Source organism: Chitinophaga niabensis (genome assembly GCF_900129465.1).
Lineage (GTDB): Bacteria > Bacteroidota > Bacteroidia > Chitinophagales > Chitinophagaceae > Chitinophaga > Chitinophaga niabensis.
The window spans coordinates 2,453,869-2,474,275 of the sequence record NZ_FSRA01000002.1; the positions used below are offsets into that span (position 1 = coordinate 2,453,869).

At 34.9% G+C, this 20,407-nt stretch carries 22 protein-coding genes; all 22 read left to right on the plus strand.

Going from position 1 to position 20,407, the window contains the following annotated elements; translation table 11 throughout:
- Nucleotides 1-5: 5 nt before the first annotated feature.
- Nucleotides 6-1,124 carry a TraG family conjugative transposon ATPase gene (locus tag BUR42_RS30120; RefSeq protein ID WP_200798370.1) on the plus strand — a complete coding sequence of 373 codons (1,119 nt, stop codon included), beginning with the start codon at nt 6-8 and terminating at the stop codon, nt 1,122-1,124.
- Nucleotides 1,125-1,258: 134 nt separating this feature from the next.
- On the plus strand, nt 1,259-1,888 hold the full coding sequence (locus BUR42_RS27330; RefSeq protein ID WP_143197605.1) for a conjugal transfer protein TraI: 630 nt from the start codon (nt 1,259-1,261) through the stop codon (nt 1,886-1,888).
- Nucleotides 1,889-1,894: 6 nt separating this feature from the next.
- Nucleotides 1,895-2,719: a hypothetical protein gene (locus BUR42_RS27335; RefSeq protein WP_074242707.1), complete on the plus strand. Its 825-nt coding sequence runs from the start codon at nt 1,895-1,897 to the stop codon at nt 2,717-2,719.
- Nucleotides 2,720-2,732: 13 nt separating this feature from the next.
- Nucleotides 2,733-3,371 (plus strand): hypothetical protein, encoded by a 639-nt coding sequence (locus BUR42_RS27340; RefSeq protein ID WP_074242708.1) that lies wholly within the window; start codon nt 2,733-2,735, stop codon nt 3,369-3,371.
- Nucleotides 3,372-3,379: 8 nt separating this feature from the next.
- A complete protein-coding gene (locus BUR42_RS27345; RefSeq protein ID WP_074242709.1) occupies nt 3,380-4,015 on the plus strand; it encodes a hypothetical protein in 636 nt (211 codons plus the stop codon).
- A 5-nt stretch (nt 4,016-4,020) separates the two neighbouring features.
- Nucleotides 4,021-5,226, plus strand: a complete 1,206-nt coding sequence (traJ, locus tag BUR42_RS27350) for a conjugative transposon protein TraJ (RefSeq protein ID WP_074242710.1) — start codon at nt 4,021-4,023, stop codon at nt 5,224-5,226.
- A gap of 13 nt (nt 5,227-5,239) precedes the next feature.
- A complete protein-coding gene (traK, locus tag BUR42_RS27355; protein ID WP_074242711.1) occupies nt 5,240-5,854 on the plus strand; it encodes a conjugative transposon protein TraK in 615 nt (204 codons plus the stop codon).
- 386 nt (nt 5,855-6,240) lie between these two features.
- Nucleotides 6,241-7,419, plus strand: coding sequence for a conjugative transposon protein TraM (gene traM, locus BUR42_RS27365; protein ID WP_074242713.1), 1,179 nt, complete (start codon nt 6,241-6,243; stop codon nt 7,417-7,419).
- A gap of 30 nt (nt 7,420-7,449) precedes the next feature.
- On the plus strand, nt 7,450-8,295 hold the full coding sequence (gene traN / locus BUR42_RS27370) for a conjugative transposon protein TraN (RefSeq protein WP_074242714.1): 846 nt from the start codon (nt 7,450-7,452) through the stop codon (nt 8,293-8,295).
- Between the two features lie 25 nt (nt 8,296-8,320).
- Nucleotides 8,321-9,349, plus strand: coding sequence for a hypothetical protein (locus BUR42_RS27375; protein ID WP_143197606.1), 1,029 nt, complete (start codon nt 8,321-8,323; stop codon nt 9,347-9,349).
- 718 nt (nt 9,350-10,067) lie between these two features.
- Entirely contained in the window at nt 10,068-11,066 is a 999-nt protein-coding gene (locus BUR42_RS27390) for an ATP-binding protein (RefSeq protein WP_074242718.1), read from the plus strand.
- 11 nt (nt 11,067-11,077) lie between these two features.
- Nucleotides 11,078-12,190, plus strand: coding sequence for a vWA domain-containing protein (locus tag BUR42_RS27395; protein ID WP_074242719.1), 1,113 nt, complete (start codon nt 11,078-11,080; stop codon nt 12,188-12,190).
- A gap of 20 nt (nt 12,191-12,210) precedes the next feature.
- On the plus strand, nt 12,211-13,050 hold the full coding sequence (locus tag BUR42_RS27400) for a hypothetical protein (protein WP_074242720.1): 840 nt from the start codon (nt 12,211-12,213) through the stop codon (nt 13,048-13,050).
- A gap of 298 nt (nt 13,051-13,348) precedes the next feature.
- Nucleotides 13,349-13,690, plus strand: a complete 342-nt coding sequence (locus tag BUR42_RS27405) for a hypothetical protein (protein ID WP_143197608.1) — start codon at nt 13,349-13,351, stop codon at nt 13,688-13,690.
- An 8-nt stretch (nt 13,691-13,698) separates the two neighbouring features.
- Nucleotides 13,699-14,274, plus strand: a complete 576-nt coding sequence (locus tag BUR42_RS27410; RefSeq protein ID WP_074242722.1) for a hypothetical protein — start codon at nt 13,699-13,701, stop codon at nt 14,272-14,274.
- Between the two features lie 283 nt (nt 14,275-14,557).
- A complete protein-coding gene (locus tag BUR42_RS27415; RefSeq protein WP_074242723.1) occupies nt 14,558-15,139 on the plus strand; it encodes a hypothetical protein in 582 nt (193 codons plus the stop codon).
- Between the two features lie 177 nt (nt 15,140-15,316).
- Nucleotides 15,317-17,167, plus strand: coding sequence for a ParB/RepB/Spo0J family partition protein (locus BUR42_RS27420; protein ID WP_074242724.1), 1,851 nt, complete (start codon nt 15,317-15,319; stop codon nt 17,165-17,167).
- Complete coding sequence (locus BUR42_RS27425; RefSeq protein ID WP_143197609.1) at nt 17,168-17,929, plus strand: hypothetical protein; 762 nt, start codon at nt 17,168-17,170, stop codon at nt 17,927-17,929.
- Nucleotides 17,930-17,941: 12 nt separating this feature from the next.
- The gene (locus tag BUR42_RS27430; protein ID WP_074242726.1) at nt 17,942-18,607 is read left to right on the plus strand and encodes an ATP-dependent DNA ligase; all 666 of its coding nucleotides are present in this window, start codon (nt 17,942-17,944) and stop codon (nt 18,605-18,607) included.
- A 70-nt stretch (nt 18,608-18,677) separates the two neighbouring features.
- Complete coding sequence (locus BUR42_RS27435; protein ID WP_074242727.1) at nt 18,678-19,139, plus strand: DUF3085 domain-containing protein; 462 nt, start codon at nt 18,678-18,680, stop codon at nt 19,137-19,139.
- 43 nt (nt 19,140-19,182) lie between these two features.
- Nucleotides 19,183-19,986: an HNH endonuclease signature motif containing protein gene (locus BUR42_RS27440; RefSeq protein ID WP_074242728.1), complete on the plus strand. Its 804-nt coding sequence runs from the start codon at nt 19,183-19,185 to the stop codon at nt 19,984-19,986.
- A complete protein-coding gene (locus BUR42_RS27445) occupies nt 19,967-20,404 on the plus strand; it encodes a hypothetical protein (RefSeq protein WP_074242729.1) in 438 nt (145 codons plus the stop codon). The genes BUR42_RS27440 and BUR42_RS27445 overlap by 20 nt, the downstream gene beginning before the upstream one ends.
- Nucleotides 20,405-20,407: the final 3 nt, after the last annotated feature.

Sequence of the window (20,407 nt, forward strand, 5' to 3'; positions counted from 1 at the left end):
ACCACATGGTAAGGAGCTATTATGAACAAGGAACCCATATTGTTTTAATTGATATTGGCCATAGTTACCGTGGATTGTGTGAAATGGTCAATGGGTATTATTTCTGCTATGAGGAAAAAAATCCTATACAGTTTAATCCATTTTACCTGGAAGAAGGGGATACGCTTGATACAGAAAGGAAAGAGAGTATAAAAACAATGATCCTGGCATTGTGGAAGAAAGACGATGAACACTTTACCAGATCAGAATACGTAGCTATTTCAGACTCAATACAACTGTATTACGATTATCTATCAAATAACCCTGAGTTATTTCCCTGTTTCAATAGTTATTACGAGTTCGTTCAGGATCATTTCACTGTAAAATTGAAAAGTGAAAATGTCAAAGATAAAGATTTTGACATTGGTAATTTCTTATACGTATTGCGGCCCTATTACGGAAACGGTGAGTTTGGGTTTCTTCTGAATGCAAAGAAAAATTTAGATCTACTTCACCAACGATTAATTGTATTTGAACTTGATAATATAAGCGGGCACGCTGTACTCCTTCCAATTGTGACATTAATTATAATGTCCGTTTTCGTCTCCAAAATGAGAAGATTACGAGGAACAAGGAAGATGATTTTAATTGAAGAAGCATGGAAGGCTATTTCCAAAGGTGGAATGGCTGGATATATGCGATACCTGGTAAAGACTGTTCGTAAATATTTTGGAGAGACATGTTTTGTTAGCCAGGAAGCGGAGGATGTTGCAAACAACCCAATTGTTAAAGATGCAATCATCAATAATTCAGACTGTAAAATTTTACTTGATCAAACTAAATATATAAACAAGTTCGATAGTGTTCAGCAACTTCTTGGATTAACTGATAAGGAAAAAACGCTTATTCTCTCGCTAAACAAAGCCAATGATCCATCAAAGAAATATAAGGAAGTGTTTATAAGTCTTGGTGGTACTGTATCTAAAGTATATAGAACTGAAGTTTCATTGGAGGAATATTTATGCTATACGACTGAAGAAAAGGAGAAAATTAAAGTACAGGAATATGCTAGAAAGTATGGCAGTATTCAAAAAGGAATTGCAATGTTGGCACAGGATATTCGGCAGGGAAATATTGCTGCGTAAAAGTTTAGTGATACTTTTTACTTTTTTATAATGCAGTTTCTTATTCCTTCTCTGCATTTATTTAAAAGAATTTCAAATAATAATGTATGCTTTTTAAGTCCCTAATAATATTTCTTGTACTAATAACCTTTTGCTTGTACTCAAAACAGGCTTCTTCTCAGGTTGTTGTCATCGAAGCAATAAAGGTAGTTGCAAAAAAGGTAATCAGGGCGATGGATCTGCAGATTCAAAGAATTCAGAATAGGACAATTGATTTGCAGAATATTCAAAGACAGATTGAAAATGTCCTTTCAAAGCTTAAGCTGGATGAAATTGCGCAATGGACTGAAAAGCAAAAAGAACTGTACAAAGAATATTTTGATGAATTATGGAGGATAAAGTCAATCCTTAGGTATTACCAGGAGTTCAAAGATATTGTAGATAAACAGAAACAGCTTTTTAATGAGTATAAAAGGGCTTATGAGATAGTAGGCCGTGATACTAAATTTAGTGAAGAAGAATTAGAGTATATATACAATGTTTACTCAGGAATTTTGAATTCCAGTATCGAAACAGTAAATGATATCTTACTGATTATGGAATCTTTCAGTGTACGAATGTCTGATGCAGAACGATTAAAAATTATTAGTGATACAAATTTAGCCTTGGACAAGTATTTAGCAGACTTGAGAAAGTTTAATCAACGGAACCGGTTACTGAGCCTTCAACGTGCTAAATCAGAGAAGGAACTTGAGATTGTCAAAAGAATGTATGATTGGAAATAGAAAGGTATGAAAAAGCTGGACAGTATTGTTGCAGAACAAGCATTATTACTCAGAGCAAATGGCTATTCTGAAGAATATCTTAATAATGGAGAAGCTGAAGGTAGCTATGTCGAACATTTAAAATTGGCTCTGGAGCCTGTTATAGATAAGGATGATTTGTTATTCGATTGTGAGCCATTTGACATGCAGCTATTGGGTGTTTTCGATCAAAAGGACCGTGTTCTATTTACTTTTTCATATGAGTTTGATGTTTTCAATTCACAAATTACTCTTAAACAGATTGAAGCTCGTTTGAATGATGTTCAACTAATTATCATTATTGATAAAGGTAGCGATGTATTGGCCAGCCGGGAATTGTATGAAAAAGTTAAAAGTTTGAGCCAGGTAGTCAATAATTTTCAAGAGAAGGAAGCTGCTCAATACTATGACAATCTAATAGAACGGGAAAAACACCTTTTGGCTACAAATGGATATCATAATACTAATGTAGAAGTTCAGTTTAGGAATACAATAGAGAGAGGTAAAAAAGATTCTTCTATTATTCAAAGTTTTATTATTCATGGAACCTCCAAGACAGGGGATATGTTTGATAAAATGCAATATCGCCTTCATTACGAATACCATCCATTAAAGAGAGAATTCCGGTTAAAATCAGTTTATGCCAAAGTTGATGGAGAAGCTAGAATATTTAAAGGTACAGATAGCTATCCGATTCCACCTGCTATAGATATTTATAGATATCTATTAGAAGAAATAAATAAAAAGCGCGCTGCTCTTATTTTAAATAACATACCTGACTCTAACTTCTCTAAAGGGAGATACATTAAATAAATTAAGTATTGCCATGTTTAAAGTGTTGTGTATATCAATTGGAATATTTCTTCTAATTCATCCTTGTTTTGCACAGGGTATATTCAATCAGAAAAAGACACAGACAAGGTATAAAATAGAACAAATAGCAAAGCTTCGTTTATACTTGGAGTATCTAAAAACAGGATATAGTACTGTACATACAGGTCTTTCATTAATTGGTGATATTAAGAAAGGAGATTTTGATTTGCACTCTCTGTTTTTTCAGGATTTATATACTGTTAAACCGGTTTTTAGAAAATATTCCAAGTGTAATCACATCACCAATAACATCAAATTGATTCAATCTGAAATTCAGGATATCATATCATTTTTAAACTCCGAAAATCTATTTGTCCAACCAGATATTATTTCAATTGAGAACAGTGTTGCTGATTTTTACTCACAGCTAATAAATGATTTGTTTCAATTAGGAGAAATATTGTCAAATGGGTTTGTTCAAATGAAGGATGCAGAAAGGTTTGAGCGTATTGATAAATTACTGGTTTCTGTTGAGGATAAGAGATCCTGGGTTACAAAATTTGGTCAAAAGATTAGGTTGTTATCAATGCACCGGAGAATGAGTTCATCAGACATTAAACAGCTTGATAATTTGAGTGTGCAATATAAATAATATTAACCATGAAAAATCTATTAAAGTTATTTAGCTCATTTTTTTTCCTGATGATAATCTTGCCTACTGCAAAGGGACAGTCTTATGAAGTACAGCAACTTATTTTGAATATCGAAAAATTGAATCAGCTGAAATCTATCTTATCCCAAATGTACAAAGGTTATACAATACTTAATACCGGCTATACAACCATTAAGGGGTTATCTGAGGGGAATTTTTCGTTGCATAAAGTATTTCTGGATGAATTATTGAATGTAAGCCCCACAGTAAAAAAATATAGGAAGGCCGTCGAGATTATTAACATGCAAGCTGAAATCTTAAAATTATATAAAAAGTCGTTTGCTTCATTTTCTGTGAAGAAGATATTATCTGAGCCTGAGTCAAACTATATAGAGATTGTTTACCAGGATCTTTTCAAACGGTCGCTAAAAAATCTTGATGAGTTGTTAATGATAATCACTGCCAATAAGCTAAGGATGAGTGACGCAGAACGAATAGAGGCTATTGACAGGATATATGACGATATGAGAGAGAAAAGAGATTTTGGAAGACATTTTTTTAATAAGTCCGTCATTTTAAAGTTTCAACGCGGTAGAGAACTTCATGATATCCAGGTGTTGCAAGATCTTAATAAACAAAATTGAGTGATATGAAGTCTAAAATAGTAATTGGATTTATATTGATTTTTATTCTTGCTTTTCCCATTGTTGGCCAATGCCAGTTTTTAGAAGGGCAATTGGGTAAGTATCATGATATACTTTATCGGTTATATAAGGAAATGATTCCTATGGCCAAGGATTTACTTGTTGTTTCTCAGGCCGTTGGAGCATTTGGTGCATTATGGTTCATTGGTGTAAGAGTTTTGAAGCATTTAGCTGCTGCTGAACCCATAGATTTCTTCCCTTTGGTAAAACCTATAGTAGTTACCATACTCATTTCAATTTATCCCGTAGTATTGGGAGTTATGAATGGCGTTTTATCTCCTACTGTTATTGCAACAAAAGAGATGGTCAAAAAGTCAAACAATCCTGTTGCAGTGTTATTGGAACAAAGACAGAAAGCAATTGAGGAAAATAAAGAATGGCAAGATCTTGTAGGAGGAATTGGTAGTAGTAATGAGGAGTGGGATAAGTATAACCAACAGCATGATGAAAAGGGAGAATCTTCATTAGGAAGTGCATTTACTTTCTCCTTATCTATTATTCATCATTCGATCAACGTAATCATAAAACTTTTTGTATCCTTTTTATTACAAATATTGTATTTCGCTGCGGCTATTTGTATCGATTCAATGCGAACATTCATTTTGTTATTACTATCTATACTTGGACCGTTTGTATTGTGTTTAAGCATATACGATGGATTCCAGCATATATTACCTATTTGGATTGCTAGATATGTTAATGTTTATCTATGGCTGCCAATTGCAAATCTTATGGGTTCAATGATTGGAAAGATACAAGCTGAAATGTTAAAAATGGATTTGAAGGACATGTTCGAGGGTAATATTCCAAGTTTTGGTCAAACTGATGTACTCTACCTTATATTTCTTGTTGTTGGAATAGTTGGATATTTCTGTATTCCTAGTATCTCCAATTATATAGTGCATGCAGCTGGTGCCAATACAATTGTATCTAAAACAAATTCTTTAATTCTAACGGCTGGTAGTATGGCTATAACCGGTGGAACTACTGCCTCTGGTGGAGGAGCTACTGCTACAGCTGGTTCAGGTAGTATGAGTAGTTCGAATTACGGTAATGACCTCTATACTTCATCAATGGCAGATGCTGCTAACTCTGAGCCATATCATAAAGAGGGGGGATATAATTATTCCAAATTATCTGGAGACAAATAAAATAGGTATTAGTATGTTTCAACAATTTAAAAATATTGATTCTGCTTTTCAACTTACCCGAGTATTATCTATTATAGCCTTAGCTGGTAGTATTATTCTAAATGTCTCATTGGCCTATATAGATTATAAAGAAGATAAAGACAGGGAAAACAGGGTATATGTTATAGCAAATGGAAAGTTGTTTGAAGCATTTGCAGAAGATAGGGGGAGGTATTGGCCTATCGAAATTAAAGATCATGTAGAATCTTTTCACCATGATTTTTTTACTATTGAACCTGATTGGGATGATATTGTAAAGGGAATTAATAAGGCCCTTTACCTGGCAGATAACTCAGCAGCAAATGAGTATTCTAATTTAAAAGAAAGCGGTTATTACAACTCCTTTGTATCTGCAAATGCACGCCAAGTAGTAGAACATGATAAAGTCGAAATAAACATGGATGTTTCTCCTTGGCACTTTAAATATACCGGAAGGCTTGTAATAAAACGCTCAACTACAGAAGTAGCAAGATCGTTAATAACAGAAGGTACCCTAAAGATTGTTAAGCCTACTGATAATAACCCACACGGATTAAAAATTGGAAATTGGAGGATACTGGAAAATAAGGATGTTTCTCTTTCAAAATGACAGTTATGTTTGGAATATTTTCACTTTTCAAAAGAAAACGGAAAGACATATCTCAAAAAGAAGCTCGACAAGGAATTCTATATTCATTTCAGGTTAAGCTATCTTCTTACCTTTTTGAAAAGCAAAAGCGATTTACATTTAGGCAAAGGAAACTATTTTTCCTGCTATTTTGTATTTTGATAATAGGTATTCAGTTCTTCTATTTATATAAAATGATCAAACCTGATAACCAAGATCATTTTTTTCTACCCCATCAAACCATTACAACACCTACCGATATAACTCTTCCAGACAGTTTAGATATTAAAGTTATACAAACATATAAGCATTTTAAGAAACTTGAAAACACCACTCCCAAATAAGTTTTCAATCAAAAATGTAATAATATGAAATTAGTGATTAAGAAGTATCGAAAGATACTAGTGATGTTGCCATGCTTTCTCATTATTATCCTTTTTCTAGGGTACGTAATTAAAGGGGGGATAGAGAGTAGTAAAAATGAAGGTTCTACTATTGACTCATCAAAACGCTTTAATATCGCACTACCGGCTCCACGTATTGAGGAAAAGAATAAAACAAAATTGGAAGCATTCATGCAATCTCAGGCTGATTCCAATAAGAAGGATGATGAACTAGAGCCATATGCAAAAAGATTTTTTGATCCTGGACCAACAGAAGAGCATTTTGAGCATGATATGGAGGCAAATAAGGGTAACTATAAGCGTCCTACAATTGAGCAACAGGAACGGAAAGTTAATGAACAAATGAACAGAATTCTAAAGGAGTTGAATAGTGCTTCTGGTAATAATTCGTTCAGTACTAACGACAGTAACGATTTGCCAGCTCAAGGAGATAATAAGCCAGAGATAGCCCGTTTGGAAGCATTAATTGAAAGTCTTCAATCGGGATCTGAACCGGATCATGAATTATTGCGACTCGATACCATGCTAAACAAGATTATTCAAATAAATGAGCCATTTAAATTATCTAAAATAGGAGCCAGGCCTGATAGTAATGTTCTAATTGTACAGAAGTATCCTTTGAATATTGGCTTTAGAAATGCAGACCGAAGATATTTTTTTGGATTAGACAATAATCCGGTTACAATTAGTAATGAAAAAACTGCTATCAAAGCGGTAGTACATAGTGATCAAACGGTTCAGGATGGTTCAACCATCAAACTCAGATTGATTGAAAGCATCTATATAGGTCAAAAGGAGATCCCTGCAAATACATTTGTATATGGGGTATGTAAAATCTCTGATGAAAGACTAATAATTAACCTCAAAAACATAGTTTGCAATAACACAATGTATCCTGTAAGCCTTTCGGGATATGATATGGATGGTATTCCAGGCATCCATATACCTGGAACTATAACACGCGACGCTTCAAAACAAGGTATGGACCAGGTAATTCAATCACTTTCTATGACAGGAATTGACCCATCTTTAACAGCTCAGGCCACAACTGCAGGTATTCAAACGTTAAAAGATCTAATACGTCGAAAAGTAAAACTTGTAAAGGTAACCATTAAAGCAGGTCACCAGCTGCTTCTTCAATAGATAAAATTGATAATATTTAAAATTATAACAATGAGGTTTATATTATTATTTACAATAGCATTAAGTTTCACCTTTTCTGGATATTCTCAATTTATTTCACAACCAGAATCTGTAATTCCCATAATACCCCACAAGATAAAAGTAACCCATCGAGCAACCACTGTTTTGGTATTTCCATACACAGTACTTAATGATCCAGACAGGGGCATTGATGGATTGGTAGCAGCTAAAGTTACAGGAGTGGAAAATGTACTAAAACTGAAAGCAGCATTTAATTATTTAGACACTACCAGTTTGCATGTATTTACGTCAGATGGAGGTATTCATGTATTTGAAGTAACCTATGACCCTAAACTTTTCAATACTACCTATAAAATTATTTCCCAGGATTCAATGATGACTATAAAAAAACTTGCAAAATATCAGAAAAAATCAGATGTAAACGAAAAGGAGTTGGACATCTTGGTAAATAAAGTTCGACATCAAAAGGGTTTTCTGAATGATGATACAAGAAAATATAGAATGCAACTCTTATTGCGTGGCATATATTTTAGTGATGATATTATGTTTTTTAAATTCAACATTAAAAATAAATCTAACCTTCCTTATCAAGCCGGTTGGGCGAGGTTATACCTGATGGATAAAATTGTATCTAAAAGAACATCAGTTCAACAATTAGCAATTGACCCTTTATATCGTGACGATTTTCCGTATTTAGCTGGGAAAAGTAAGCAAGACTGGATTATCGCCATCCCGAAAACTACCATTCCTGATAAAAAGCAGCTAATATTTGAACTTCAAGAAGATAATGGAGGACGACATCTAAAGATTTCAATCCAAAATAGAGATTTATTCAAATCCCGAAAAATATTATAAAATGAGTGGCCAGGTTAACCGGATAATGGATACGATTCTCTTAAATGTAGAACAAGATCTTAAATTTAAGATCAATAATCCACTTTTTGATAACTCAAAGCAAACCGAAAACCTGAATCTACAGTATTATAACACTCTTCTTAAGCATTATAGTACAAGATTAAACCGGAATGAAAGAAATACTCGGGCGTACCTTAAAGACGAAATTAGAAGATTAAAGTTTAAAACCAGTAATAATTTCGCAGACAAAATTCGATATGGAAGATTGGCGAGATGGATTAATAGATTCCTAAGTTTAAGAAACAATGGTATAAAGTTTAACAGAACTATCGTTAATGGTTTCCAGAATAAAATTGGACAAAGAGAGAACTTCTTATTACTGGATAAAGCAATTAAAGATGCCGGTTTTAATCAGGATATTTCCAAATCTTTGGAAAAACTAATTGCTCAGGGGCTTCCTAAATTCCATATTAGATATACTGATGTACGATGTCCAGAAACAGAATTTATCCTTCATTTTAATATTATTCCTGGTACTGGGGCTTATCAATTTGCAAATTTTGAAGCTGCTGGCAGATTGCAAATTGAGCATAATTATGGGTTGCAGGAACATTTATGGCATTCTTTTTCATTAAATGCAGATGTGCAAATTTCCGCCACAGAAGCCTCGCGCTTAGTCAATGGAAAATCTATTTGCAAAGAAAACGATACTTGGATAACATTGGGTAATAATAATGCTTATTCAACGGATCGTTTTAATTTAGAAGCAGAATTAAAGAAATTGCCAATTCAAAAAATGAGTGCAATAGAGTACAAAAAATTAACCAACGCACTTAAGTTTGGAGCGTCAAAAGAAGTTACACTTATTTTAGACGGTATTCCTGTTAAATATAATCTGGAAGCTAGTCCAAGTCACCAATGCATACGTATATTAGATAAAAATAAGCAGTTGGTTGATTTACCTGCGCTAAAAGAAAGAACTTCAAAGCAATCTAAATTATTAGCAAATATTGAAAAGCAATCTGAAGCCAAAGTAATCAAGATGAGACGGTAATGCAATAGAAGAAATGAGTATTAATTCCCAATGAGAAATGGATAAAAAGAAAAGCAAAGGTCGCGGCTAACCGCAATTTTCCAAACCCAACACAAAAAATGGATGCACAAGAACGATGTGCATCCATTTTTTTTGCTCTGCTGCTCTGCCCAAAAAAAATGGCGTACAAGAACGATGTACGCCATTTTTTTTGCCTCCCCGCAGGCTCTCATTAGGGTTTGGAAATTTGCGGTTGAACGCCGCGAAAATTTAATGCTTTCTTTTTATCCATTTCTCATTAGAAATATAATACCGATGAAAGGAAAATGTACTGATTAATTAATGATTCTCATAACCTTAAAACTTAGTTATGCTTATTTCCACATTAAAAGAGACGTTCATTACTGTTAGACCATATCATCCAATAATGGAAATGATATATCATGACAAAATAAAAATTGAATGTCTTTGTTTTTGGTTTGACGGTGAATGTCGGCACCCAATCAATAATCAAACACTAAAGATATTTCTTAACCATGCAGAAATATTTACGCCTAGTGTATTCCCGGAACGTCCTGACCTTGGTTGCTATGCAATAGATAATGATATTAATTATGAAAATGGTGAATTACAAGTAGGAGAAATATATTATAAGGGGAATCTCATTTACTATAGAAAATAATGAGAGTTCATTGGCTAAAATCATTTATACAATTACTAATACTTTAAAATTGAAGTTATGAAACCATTAGAACTATCAGGTTATTTGGAATTTGTGTTTAATAATAAATACCCTGTATTGGTTAAATCGAAGCCTGGCTGTGGGAAATCTGATATCATTACAGATGCAGCTCAACGAATTGGACAAAAATTAATCATTTCTCACCCAGTTGTGAGCGATCCAACGGACTATAAAGGATTGCCTTTTCCATCAAAAAAAGGAGTAGCTGAGTTTATTCCGTTTGGTGATTTACATCAATTAATCATTGCTAAAGAACCTACTGTTTTCTTTTTGGATGATTTAGGTCAGGCAACACCAGCAGTACAAGCAGCTTGTATGCAACTCCTGCTGGCACGTCGAATCAATGGGCATGTCATTAGTGATAATGTTACTTTTATTGCAGCCAGCAATCGTAGGGAGGATAAAGCAGGGGTACGTGGATTATTAGAACCTGTAAAATCTCGTTTTGTTTCCATTGTTGAACTGGAAGTTGATACAAATGATTGGGTTAAATGGGCTATTCAGCATAACATGCCCACCGAATTAATAGCATTTGTTCGATTTAAACCCGATTTCCTCGATGATTTTTCTCCTACACAGGATCTCGTCAATTCGGCATCCCCCAGGACTGTAGCCAATGTTGGTAAACAACAATTATCTGGACTTGATAAAAAACTCGAATTTGAAGTTTTTAAAGGAGCAGCTGGAGAAGCCTTTGCTACGGAATATTGCGAATTTCTAAGAATTATCCGTGAATTACCTTCTGTTGATCAAATTATTCTAACTCCCACTACAGCTATTGTTCCTACCGATCCGGGAGCGCAATTTGCCATTTCCGCTGCACTTGCCAGGAAATTATCAGATAGTAATATCAAATCTATCATTACTTATCTGGATAGGTTACCAGAAGAAATCGCAGTTGCCTGCATCAAAGACGGAGTTACCCGTACGCCAGAGATAAACCATACCCGTGAGTTTATTGAATGGACCTCTAAGAAATCCAGTTTAATGAGTTAAATATTATGGCAATGGAACTTGCAGAAAAAATGAAAAAAGCCCGAATACAACTCATTCTCGACCATCCTTTTTTCGCTTCTCTCGCTTTAAAACTAACCTATATAGAAGATAAACAAACCCAGACTACAATTATCAATGGTAAATGCATAAAATATAATCCTGATTTTATTAAAGAGCTGCCTATTAAACAGATAGCTACTGTATTGGCGCATGAAGTATTGCATATTCTCTCCTTTCATCATATGAGACGAGAAAATAGGGATAAAGTTCTCTGGAACAAAGCCACAGATTATGCCATAAATCCTTTATTGATACGATCAGAATTTCAATTACCTGATGGGGCTTTATTGGATCACAGGTTTGATAATATGAATGCAGAACGTATTTATTCGATTCTGATGCAAGAACAACCTTCTGACAAACAGGAATCTTCTGAATCTCAAGATTATCAGGGTATGGGAGATGTAGAAGACCTGCCGGAGACTGAAAGTAAACAAGAAGTTGAGGCACAAATTAAACAAGCTATGACCCAGGCTGCAATGATTGCCAAAAGCCAAGGTAATCTCCCTGATTATATAGAGCGATTAGTATCTGAAACAATCAAACCTAAAGTTAGCTGGCGAGAAGCATTGCAAAGATTCTTTTCAGAAATAACCAAGGATGATTATACCTGGACTAAGCCTTCTACAAGATACCTTCACAATGGCCTGTATTTACCTTCGTTAGAAACGCCTTTTATAGGGAAAGTCATCCTAATTGTTGATACATCTAGTAGTATTTCAAATGAGCTTATTAACAGTTTTGCTGCAGAAGTACAGGAGATTACGTCTTCTTTTAGTATTCCTCTTACCATTATTTATGTTGATACGAAAGTGCAAGCTATTCAAGAAATAGAGCCTGACGAAATTATAAACCTAAATCCAAAAGGTGGAGGCGGAACTAACTTTAAGCCTGGATTTGAATTTATTGATGACCATAATCTCGACCCAGAAACAGTAATTTATTTAACAGATGGAGAATGTTACTCATTTCCAACAACCCCCGATTATAATGTTCTCTGGGCACAATTTGGATCGTTTGAATTTAATCCTCCATTCGGGGAAGTTATTCAGGTTACAGATTAATTCACATATAAATTATTGTCATGAAAGATTTATCACAACGTGCCATGCTGGCTAATTTGAACATTAAACAATGGTCAGGTAGAAAACAAGACAAAAACATTACCCGTGAAATTGAACGGGAACATAATGCAACCAACGCTGGTAATTTTAACAAGATTCTTATCCAGGATGATGAATTAAAGGAAATTCAGAAGATAGCGTCTGCTGCCCGGTCATATTTTTATGAATCCACATTGCCGTGGGGAGATAACGGAGACAGGTTGTTGCCATCCCCTAATATTTTTGTCTTTCTCCAGAAAATTAGAAAATTCAGAGAAGAATTTGAAGTCGCATGTGAAACATTCAAGAAGCGATTTCCTGCATTAAAAGAGCATGCAAAAGTTCGACTAAACGGCATGTACAAAGAAACCGATTATCCTTCAGTGTCAGATTTATCAGCTAAATTTCTTCTTAAAGTAGTAACTATGCCTATTGCAGATGTTGAAGATTTTAGAGTTAAGATTGATCCAAAGGAAGAAGCTGCCCTTAAATCTCAGATTGAGGATAGTATAAAAGAACGGGTTTACCATGCCACTCAGAATATATGGGAAAGAATACAAAAGACGGTAAACCATATGTACGAAAAACTTTCTGACCAGGAAGGGAAATTCCACAATACTCTTGTAACAAACATTGAAGATTTGATGGACCTATTACCACGACTTAATTTCACTAATGATCCCAACATTACAAGAATAATCGCTGATATGAAAACACTAATCGTAGATCCAGAAACACTTCGAAACGATTATTCAACCCGAATGCATACTGCTGATGGGGCAAAGGCAATACTTGATAAAGTATCAGATTATTTAGGCTAGTACTGCATTCTTCAAAAATTATTTATATGAACTTATTAATTACAGCTAGTGTTGGCATATTTAATTCCAATGATAGATTTTATCTGCAGATTATTTCGGCTAATCGGGAGAAATACTATTATTGCGAGATATCAAAAAATGCAGCTCGATTATTTTCTAATACAGAGAGTGCTAAAATTGAGGTAGTAGATGAACTACCTGATGGGATTATACTTGCAGCGTCTATATCTCCATCCTGATATATAAATAAAAGTAAAGGAAAAGAAAAAAGTCACCTGAACAATACGGATGAACAATTATGAAGAATTCAGTTGTGTCGAAAATCACTTATACGCTAGAAAGCTGTCATAATCCTAATGCTCCATTTAGGTTACGAGATTGGCAAGTTGAGTACGAGTTATTATGTGAAGATGAAATGCGAACCCTCGCAAGAGCCTTTGGATTCAATAAGAACTCCGTTGAAAAACTCGTTACTGGACCAAAGAAATTCCGATACATCAAGAAGAAAGGATATGAGATATCAAAAGTATTGCATCAGGAATCAGTTGGATGCAGGAGTTTTATGGACAAACGACAGCCTGCACATATTCAGATGCAAGAATTACTAAAGCGTTCAGCTAACGCACCATCTAAAAAATAAAACTAATTATGAAAAAAAACGCAATAAAAAGTAGAAATAGTAACGAGCCAACGGAATACTATAAAGCCGGAGATATATTTACTATACCCGGTATAGGCGAATTTCCTAGTTCTTTACAAACCTTGTGGGAGGAAGACGATGAAGTCCGAAGAACATTTAAATTAAGTGCTGTAACTGCGGACTTCATTTACTACGCTGATGAAGAAGAAGGTGATGGCAATGGCAACACTGTAATGTTAAATAAGCAAATGGAATTAGTATCGGACAATTATTTTGGTTTCAATGATTTTGTGGGAGTAGTAGAAAAAAATGAGGGTCTATTGTGGATTTCAGATGCTGTGGAATATTGGCAAAGGGAGGAGTTTGTTAAGCCACAACTCATTACACCGGAAATTGAGGATCTGCTTAATGAATTGGACGTAGAAAAGCTCACAGACAAAGAAAAGACTGTTTATTTCCGATATAGGTATAGTGGCCCTGTAAAATACACCAAGGCTGAAGCACTTATGGCTGTTATGTCTGTGGAGTTGGATCAGGAAGATTACAGTAATCAACTGACTGCTATAACGGATATTTTGAAGTAGAAAGAGGAGTGAAAAATTGGGACCAACAATCAATTGTTGAACTGAAGAAAGTAAAACATCCCTACTATACCTAACTAGTAGGTATGAAGCTCACTATAATAGCCAAAACTGTTATACCCTCAAATACGGTTCTCCTATATTCCTATTCACTTTTCTGCTTTCAATTTTAGAATTAGTACTAAGTATTTCCATGCGGAATCTCATTCACTATTTGAGGTTGGGAATCTTATGTGATAACGGATAATCAGTATATCCTTTTAATAGCTCATTTAAATATTTGGTTATGAAGAAGAACAGTAACACTGGTCAATCTGGCCTGTTCGAAACTGAACAAATTCCTATTGTAAAAAAAGAGAAAGAAAAAAGAGAAGGTGATTACGTTTTTGACCTGATGGATTCACTCACTGCGCCAGTTCTAACCTTTAGTCAATCGTGGGCTGATACGATACCTAAGCGAATGCTGGATTTAATACCAATAGCAAGAATGATGGCACTAATGACGAAAAGTGAAACTGCTACAGATGAGGAATGTGTTGTGTACATATATACTCGGACACTTGAAGCTCCAATGTCAAGTGAATGGACGGACATATACCTCCATTTGAGTTGTAAGGTGCTGGAACTAAGGTTTGGTGAGGATCATTGGAACGAACTAAAGGCTTCGAAAAAACTTAGCGAATGGCTGCAAAGTAAGCTAACAGGCCTGCGTAACCACATTTATAGAAAACGGAGAGAATACCTAAAGGGTAGGTTGAAGTCTGAAGAAAAGGTAGAAAGTGTAGGCAAGCCAACTAAAGCTACTAAAACAATCCCCAATACCGCTCATTCAAAACCTGCAATTGAGCAAGCATCTTTTGATTTTTAGGTAAACGAGCTATTATGCCTTTAAAGGACAGCCAGGACCAAAATAAGCGATTCATTTTGAAGTCAGCTTTGTGTTATCAAACATTAAAGTGGGAAGCAATAAAGCCCTTAATTCAACAGGCTTCATTTGATTTATAAATTTAATATATGTATTGTTTCAAATCTAAAAAATACAAAAATGGAAAACAAATCTGAAAACATTGTAAATGAAAAAGTCGGTTTAATTCCTGTTGACCAAATTAGTCGTGATCCAAAACAACCAAGGAAAACATTTGACCAGCAAAAACTTGAAGAACTCGCTGCTACTATCAAAACCAATGGAATGATTCAACGTATGCTGTTAAGACCGAACCCTTCAGGCGGTTATTTTATTGTCTGTGGTGAACGTAGGCATAAAGCCGCCATAATTATTGGTCTTACTGAAGTGCCTGCAGAAGTAAGAGATATACCTGATCACCTTGTACGGGAACACCAGATTATGGAAAATTTAATGAGGGAAGATGTTCATCCTATGGAACAAGCTCAAGGATTTTTGCAAATGATACAAGAAAGTCAAATGAATCCAGACGAAATTGCGTTAAGATTGGGAAAGACGGTTTATTCTATTCGTAGGTACCTTAAACTTAATGATCTAACTCCAAATTGGCAGAAATTTTTCCTCAGGAATGGAATTTCTGTTTCAGATGCATTGCAATTATGCTCTTTACCTACAGAAGCACAACGGGATATTTATCGAACAATAGTTTCGAAAGAAGCGGAGAAAGATGATAATATTTCAATTTCTATTAGTAGTTCTCTGCTAAATAAGTATAAGGGTGATTTGATTAATGCTTGCTTTAATATCGAAGACCCGGCCCTAGATCCGAAAAAGGGATCCTGTATTGGTTGTACCTTTAATTCAGCGACCTCTTCCTTATTTCCTTCCGAAGAAAAGCGCCCATTTTGTCGTAATACGGTTTGCTTTAAGAACAAAGTTGAAATTCATTTAAATATTGAATTGGAAAAAGCTAAAGCGGATCCGAATGTTGTATTAGTTTTTAGCACGTATTCAACTCCTGATGTTGTAAAGAAGCTCAAAGAAGAAGGTCATGAAGTACTTAAATTGGGATATGGCGATGACTGCTATCGAGTTAATGCCCCTGAAAAACCCATCTGGAATGTATTTATCGAAGCACGTCGATCATCAAAAAAAGCAGAAAAGTCACTTAAAATAGAGTTTAATAAACAACTTAAACAGTTTGATTTGGAGAACGCCAAATTCGAAAAATCAATTAAGACAGCGTTGGTGAAAAGGGCGTATGTTGTTTGTTCAAATAATGATAATGATACTGGAAAGTATATATTCATTACACTTCCCGAGAAAAATAAAAAGAAAACTTCGAAAGACGTAAAAGCAGCTATTAGTAAAGGAACAGCAAGTATTAATGATATCGATAATCAAATTACTAATGTATTAGATAGAGAGAAAAGCGCTAAGGATCGTGATAAAGAAAAGGTACATAGAAGAATAATAGAAGCAATTAAGGAGGATAAGAATATTAACATCCTTCCCAAAAAAGAAAACCAATTTGATTCTATACTCTTAAATTTTCTTTTGATAGAACATTTGGGCTGGCGATTTGAGAAACTTGAGAAAATTATAAAGATTCCTGGACTACGGAGCCCAAAAGATATTAATCAATTTAGAACTTCCTTAAAGCTACTCTCTAAACAGCAAATTTCATACATTATAAAATACATAATTATGGATAAATACCAGAGTCACTTTTCTAATACAAAAGGTGGTTTTGCAATTAGACTACTTGCTGAAGGTCTTGGTACAATTCCAATAATTGATTTTGAGAATGATCAGAAAAGCATTGCTGCTAATCGGCAATTGAATGTTAATAAGGCCGTTGCAATTTTAAAAGAAAATAAAGCAGAACTAATTAAGAATAATAAGCAGAATATAAGTAAAGCTGTTACTGCGAAAATTAAAAAAGCTTCTGCCGAAAAAGCTAAAACCGCTACCGACCAAAAGCGTGCATAATTGATTAACCCCATCTATTCTTCTTATTCTTTTTCTCAAACCTTCTACCCTCAACCTCTTCACCTTGTACATAATTTGAAACCAAATACTTTCCCGTATAGGGAATGGGGAAACTTTGTTCTGTATGAAGCAGGTTGCGGGAAGCATTCTTCAATCTTAAAACTATTGTTATGCAAAAAAGTAAAACTGCCGAAAAGGCAAATCTCTTTACAGCTGCAAAAAAAGACTGCACCGGCCAAGGAAGCCAAAAGCAAGGTTGTATCGCTTGCTATTTCTGCCGAACTGGAACAGCATATCAAAACCTATATAAATGCCAAATCAGAATGTAAAAACTGGGAAGCCCAACTGAAAATAGAAGAAGGGGTCATAAAAGAAAAGGCCCGTGACCTTTACCTGGAAGAATATAAGAAAGATGGCAGAAATATCGGTTCATTCAAACTGGGCGATGTAACGGTCAGCGTGCAGGATCGCTACCCCAAAATGACAGAAGATGTTGCCGCAATCGTGGCCAAAAACTTTCCGAATATAATAGAAAAACGGACGGAATACCTGTTCAATCAGGATATTCTTCAAAAGTATATTGAGCCGATTTCTGATGCACTCCAAAACGCAGAAGGTATACCTGAAGAAGACCTGGCTGCATTGATCGAAGCAAGTGAAACGATCAATGTAAAAAAAGGAACAATCGATACCCTCGCTCAGTACGGAGATCAGATGACGGATCTCTTTTACGCTATTGCCCCCATCATATCTATGCGTTAAAAATATAATGTTATGAGTATCTTCTCTGATTATACAGAATTCAGGTATATCTATCCTCCCAGACCGGAAGCGGCCATAGCCCCGGCATTATTAAAGGGATTCGGCGAAGGATGGGCCGCTCAGCCGAAATACAATGGAAGCTGTGCGGTGCTGTTCATTAATGGCTATCGGGACTATCAGCTCTATAATAGGCGAAACGAAAAATTATCGCTGCAAAATGTGATCCAGTACAACTTACTTAATGATAGCGAAAAGTATATGGTGCTATGTGGTGAATACCTAAATAAAAACAAGTTCGGTGAAGATGGAAAGGCTTTTAACCACAAATTTATTATTTGGGACATTCTTGTCTGGAGAGGACGTTACCTGATCGGAGAAACATTTGAAAACCGCCTAACGCTTCTTCACGAACTATTCGGGAGCAGCAGAGGATACGTATCTAAAAACAATATGAGCATTTACAATCACCTTCATACTACTCAAGTCGAAAATATATTTATGGCCCCTGCATATCTTGACGGCTTTTGTGAACTATACCAAGATGTAGCCGAAACAGATCTTTATGAAGGGCTTGTTTTAAAGAAAGCAAATGCCAGGTTAGAACCAGGGTTTCGGGAAAAGAATAATCACTCCTGGCAAATTAAGGCCAGAAAGCCTACACTTAATTATAAATTCTGACACAACCTTTCTTTTAGCAGCTTAGAAACTATTGTATCTCGATTTAAACTTAATTAAAAATTATTTACTTATGGCAACACTTGTTTTCAAAAACTCAAATTTGAAAGAAATACTTAATGTGATCAAAGAAGCCACTGTTTTTAGAGCTTCATTATCTGAGAAAATTATTGCTTATGAAGAAAATTCAGGAAAGGAGTATGATTTTGACCCGAAAATAGACCTTGAACTATATTCCACGCACAATCGACCTACAGTTTGGTTGGTTAAAGACAGGGGGATATATATCATGTCTTCAGCCTTGGTGGACGAAGCTTGTAAAAAAGATATTCCTGTTTGTTATGCAGAAGGTTTTCACCCGAATAACAAGAATTGTTATGAAAAATGCAGAGCCGCTATGGGAGGAGATGATTTTGTTGAATCTATTCCCTTTGAACAAGATTTACAGGAGGGAATCAGTCAAGGGGCTGATCTGTATATTAAAGTTACTACTCAGCATATTGATATTATACTGAAATATCCTACGGGAGGATGATTTAACTCAATATTCTATATTATTTAATACTAAAGAATTAATTGTGTTAAAAAAAAAAGGTTCTCAAAGCATTGAGGTCAAAAATGCTATCAAAACGCATTTTCATGATTTTTCTAATAACAGACAATTGGCTGAATTTCTCCAGATAAACATTGGAACTGTTCGCAGAATCTGTTACGAGCTGGACTTAAACCGGCTTGAGTTGGAATATTTTACCCCTGAACAAGTCAATTATCTTATCAGTAATTTTCAAATGATTGGGGATTGCGAACTGGCCGAGGTATTCCAGCAACAATGGCCTAAAAAGAAGGGTTGGACAAAAAAGCACATTGAGAAAAAACGAAAATATTTAGGATTAAAGAGAACGCAAAAACAGATTCAGTTGATTCATCATAGAAACGTAAAAAATGGTCGTTTTGCCATTTGTCCTGTTAAAGCATGGAATAAAAGGGGAAGAAGCCCTGACGGAGAAATCCGCTACTGGACACAAAAAGATACGGGTAAGAAGTATCCAGTTATTAAATTTAATGGTTCCTTTCGTCATTGGGGTAGATGGGCATGGGAACAGGCATTTGGAAAAATACCCCCCAAATATAATGTGGTTTTTAAGGATAATGATCCATATAACCTTAAGATCGAAAACCTACTACTACTCTCTAATGCAGAATTGGCGCAACGAAACGCTGAAAAAAGCAGCAAAGGGTTATCAGACAATTACATTTCAGGTATCCTTTCCCCACATGACGTTGAACTTAGGCAAGTACTAAAATCAAATACTACACTTATTGATTTAAAACGTAAACAACTCACCTTAAATCGGATAATATATGAACAAGAAAAACTTTAAAGATCAATTAAATGAAATGATCGGTAAAACATTTCAATATGGTAATAGCATTCATTGTGTTATTAGCTATAAAACTGATGAAGAAAGAGAAAAGTGCATTTTACAAACTAATCTATCAACTTTTGAAAAGCCGTTTGAGGCAATGAATGAATTTTTGAAGTATTGGAAACCCACCAGTTCCATCATGTCTCTCCCAACAGAGATAGATTATAACCAGCAGGTAACACTCATTTTAGATGAAGGGAACAATCTTAGTTCGCAATTAATTAAAACACTAACTGAAACCATCGATAATGTTAAAAACAACAAAGAGTATATTCCCCAAGCACAAACAATAGTTAACAGTACTAACACCATTGTGAATATTGAAAAAATGCGACTAAGTTATCTAAAACTTAAAATCGCATTTGGTAAATAAAAT

Excerpts from the sequence above, each read along its gene's own strand:
- BUR42_RS30120 (WP_200798370.1), top strand. The coding sequence starts at position 6 with ATGGTAAGGAGCTATTATGAACAAGGAACCCATATTGTTTTAATTGAT.
- BUR42_RS27335 (WP_074242707.1), top strand. The coding sequence starts at position 1,895 with ATGAAAAAGCTGGACAGTATTGTTGCAGAACAAGCATTATTACTCAGA.
- BUR42_RS27340 (WP_074242708.1), top strand. The coding sequence starts at position 2,733 with ATGTTTAAAGTGTTGTGTATATCAATTGGAATATTTCTTCTAATTCAT.
- BUR42_RS27345 (WP_074242709.1), top strand. The coding sequence starts at position 3,380 with ATGAAAAATCTATTAAAGTTATTTAGCTCATTTTTTTTCCTGATGATA.
- traJ (WP_074242710.1), top strand. The coding sequence starts at position 4,021 with ATGAAGTCTAAAATAGTAATTGGATTTATATTGATTTTTATTCTTGCT.
- traK (WP_074242711.1), top strand. The coding sequence starts at position 5,240 with ATGTTTCAACAATTTAAAAATATTGATTCTGCTTTTCAACTTACCCGA.
- traM (WP_074242713.1), top strand. The coding sequence starts at position 6,241 with ATGAAATTAGTGATTAAGAAGTATCGAAAGATACTAGTGATGTTGCCA.
- traN (WP_074242714.1), top strand. The coding sequence starts at position 7,450 with ATGAGGTTTATATTATTATTTACAATAGCATTAAGTTTCACCTTTTCT.
- BUR42_RS27375 (WP_143197606.1), top strand. The coding sequence starts at position 8,321 with ATGGATACGATTCTCTTAAATGTAGAACAAGATCTTAAATTTAAGATC.
- BUR42_RS27390 (WP_074242718.1), top strand. The coding sequence starts at position 10,068 with ATGAAACCATTAGAACTATCAGGTTATTTGGAATTTGTGTTTAATAAT.
- BUR42_RS27395 (WP_074242719.1), top strand. The coding sequence starts at position 11,078 with ATGGAACTTGCAGAAAAAATGAAAAAAGCCCGAATACAACTCATTCTC.
- BUR42_RS27400 (WP_074242720.1), top strand. The coding sequence starts at position 12,211 with ATGAAAGATTTATCACAACGTGCCATGCTGGCTAATTTGAACATTAAA.
- BUR42_RS27405 (WP_143197608.1), top strand. The coding sequence starts at position 13,349 with ATGAAGAATTCAGTTGTGTCGAAAATCACTTATACGCTAGAAAGCTGT.
- BUR42_RS27410 (WP_074242722.1), top strand. The coding sequence starts at position 13,699 with ATGAAAAAAAACGCAATAAAAAGTAGAAATAGTAACGAGCCAACGGAA.
- BUR42_RS27415 (WP_074242723.1), top strand. The coding sequence starts at position 14,558 with ATGAAGAAGAACAGTAACACTGGTCAATCTGGCCTGTTCGAAACTGAA.
- BUR42_RS27420 (WP_074242724.1), top strand. The coding sequence starts at position 15,317 with ATGGAAAACAAATCTGAAAACATTGTAAATGAAAAAGTCGGTTTAATT.
- BUR42_RS27430 (WP_074242726.1), top strand. The coding sequence starts at position 17,942 with ATGAGTATCTTCTCTGATTATACAGAATTCAGGTATATCTATCCTCCC.
- BUR42_RS27435 (WP_074242727.1), top strand. The coding sequence starts at position 18,678 with ATGGCAACACTTGTTTTCAAAAACTCAAATTTGAAAGAAATACTTAAT.
- BUR42_RS27445 (WP_074242729.1), top strand. The coding sequence starts at position 19,967 with ATGAACAAGAAAAACTTTAAAGATCAATTAAATGAAATGATCGGTAAA.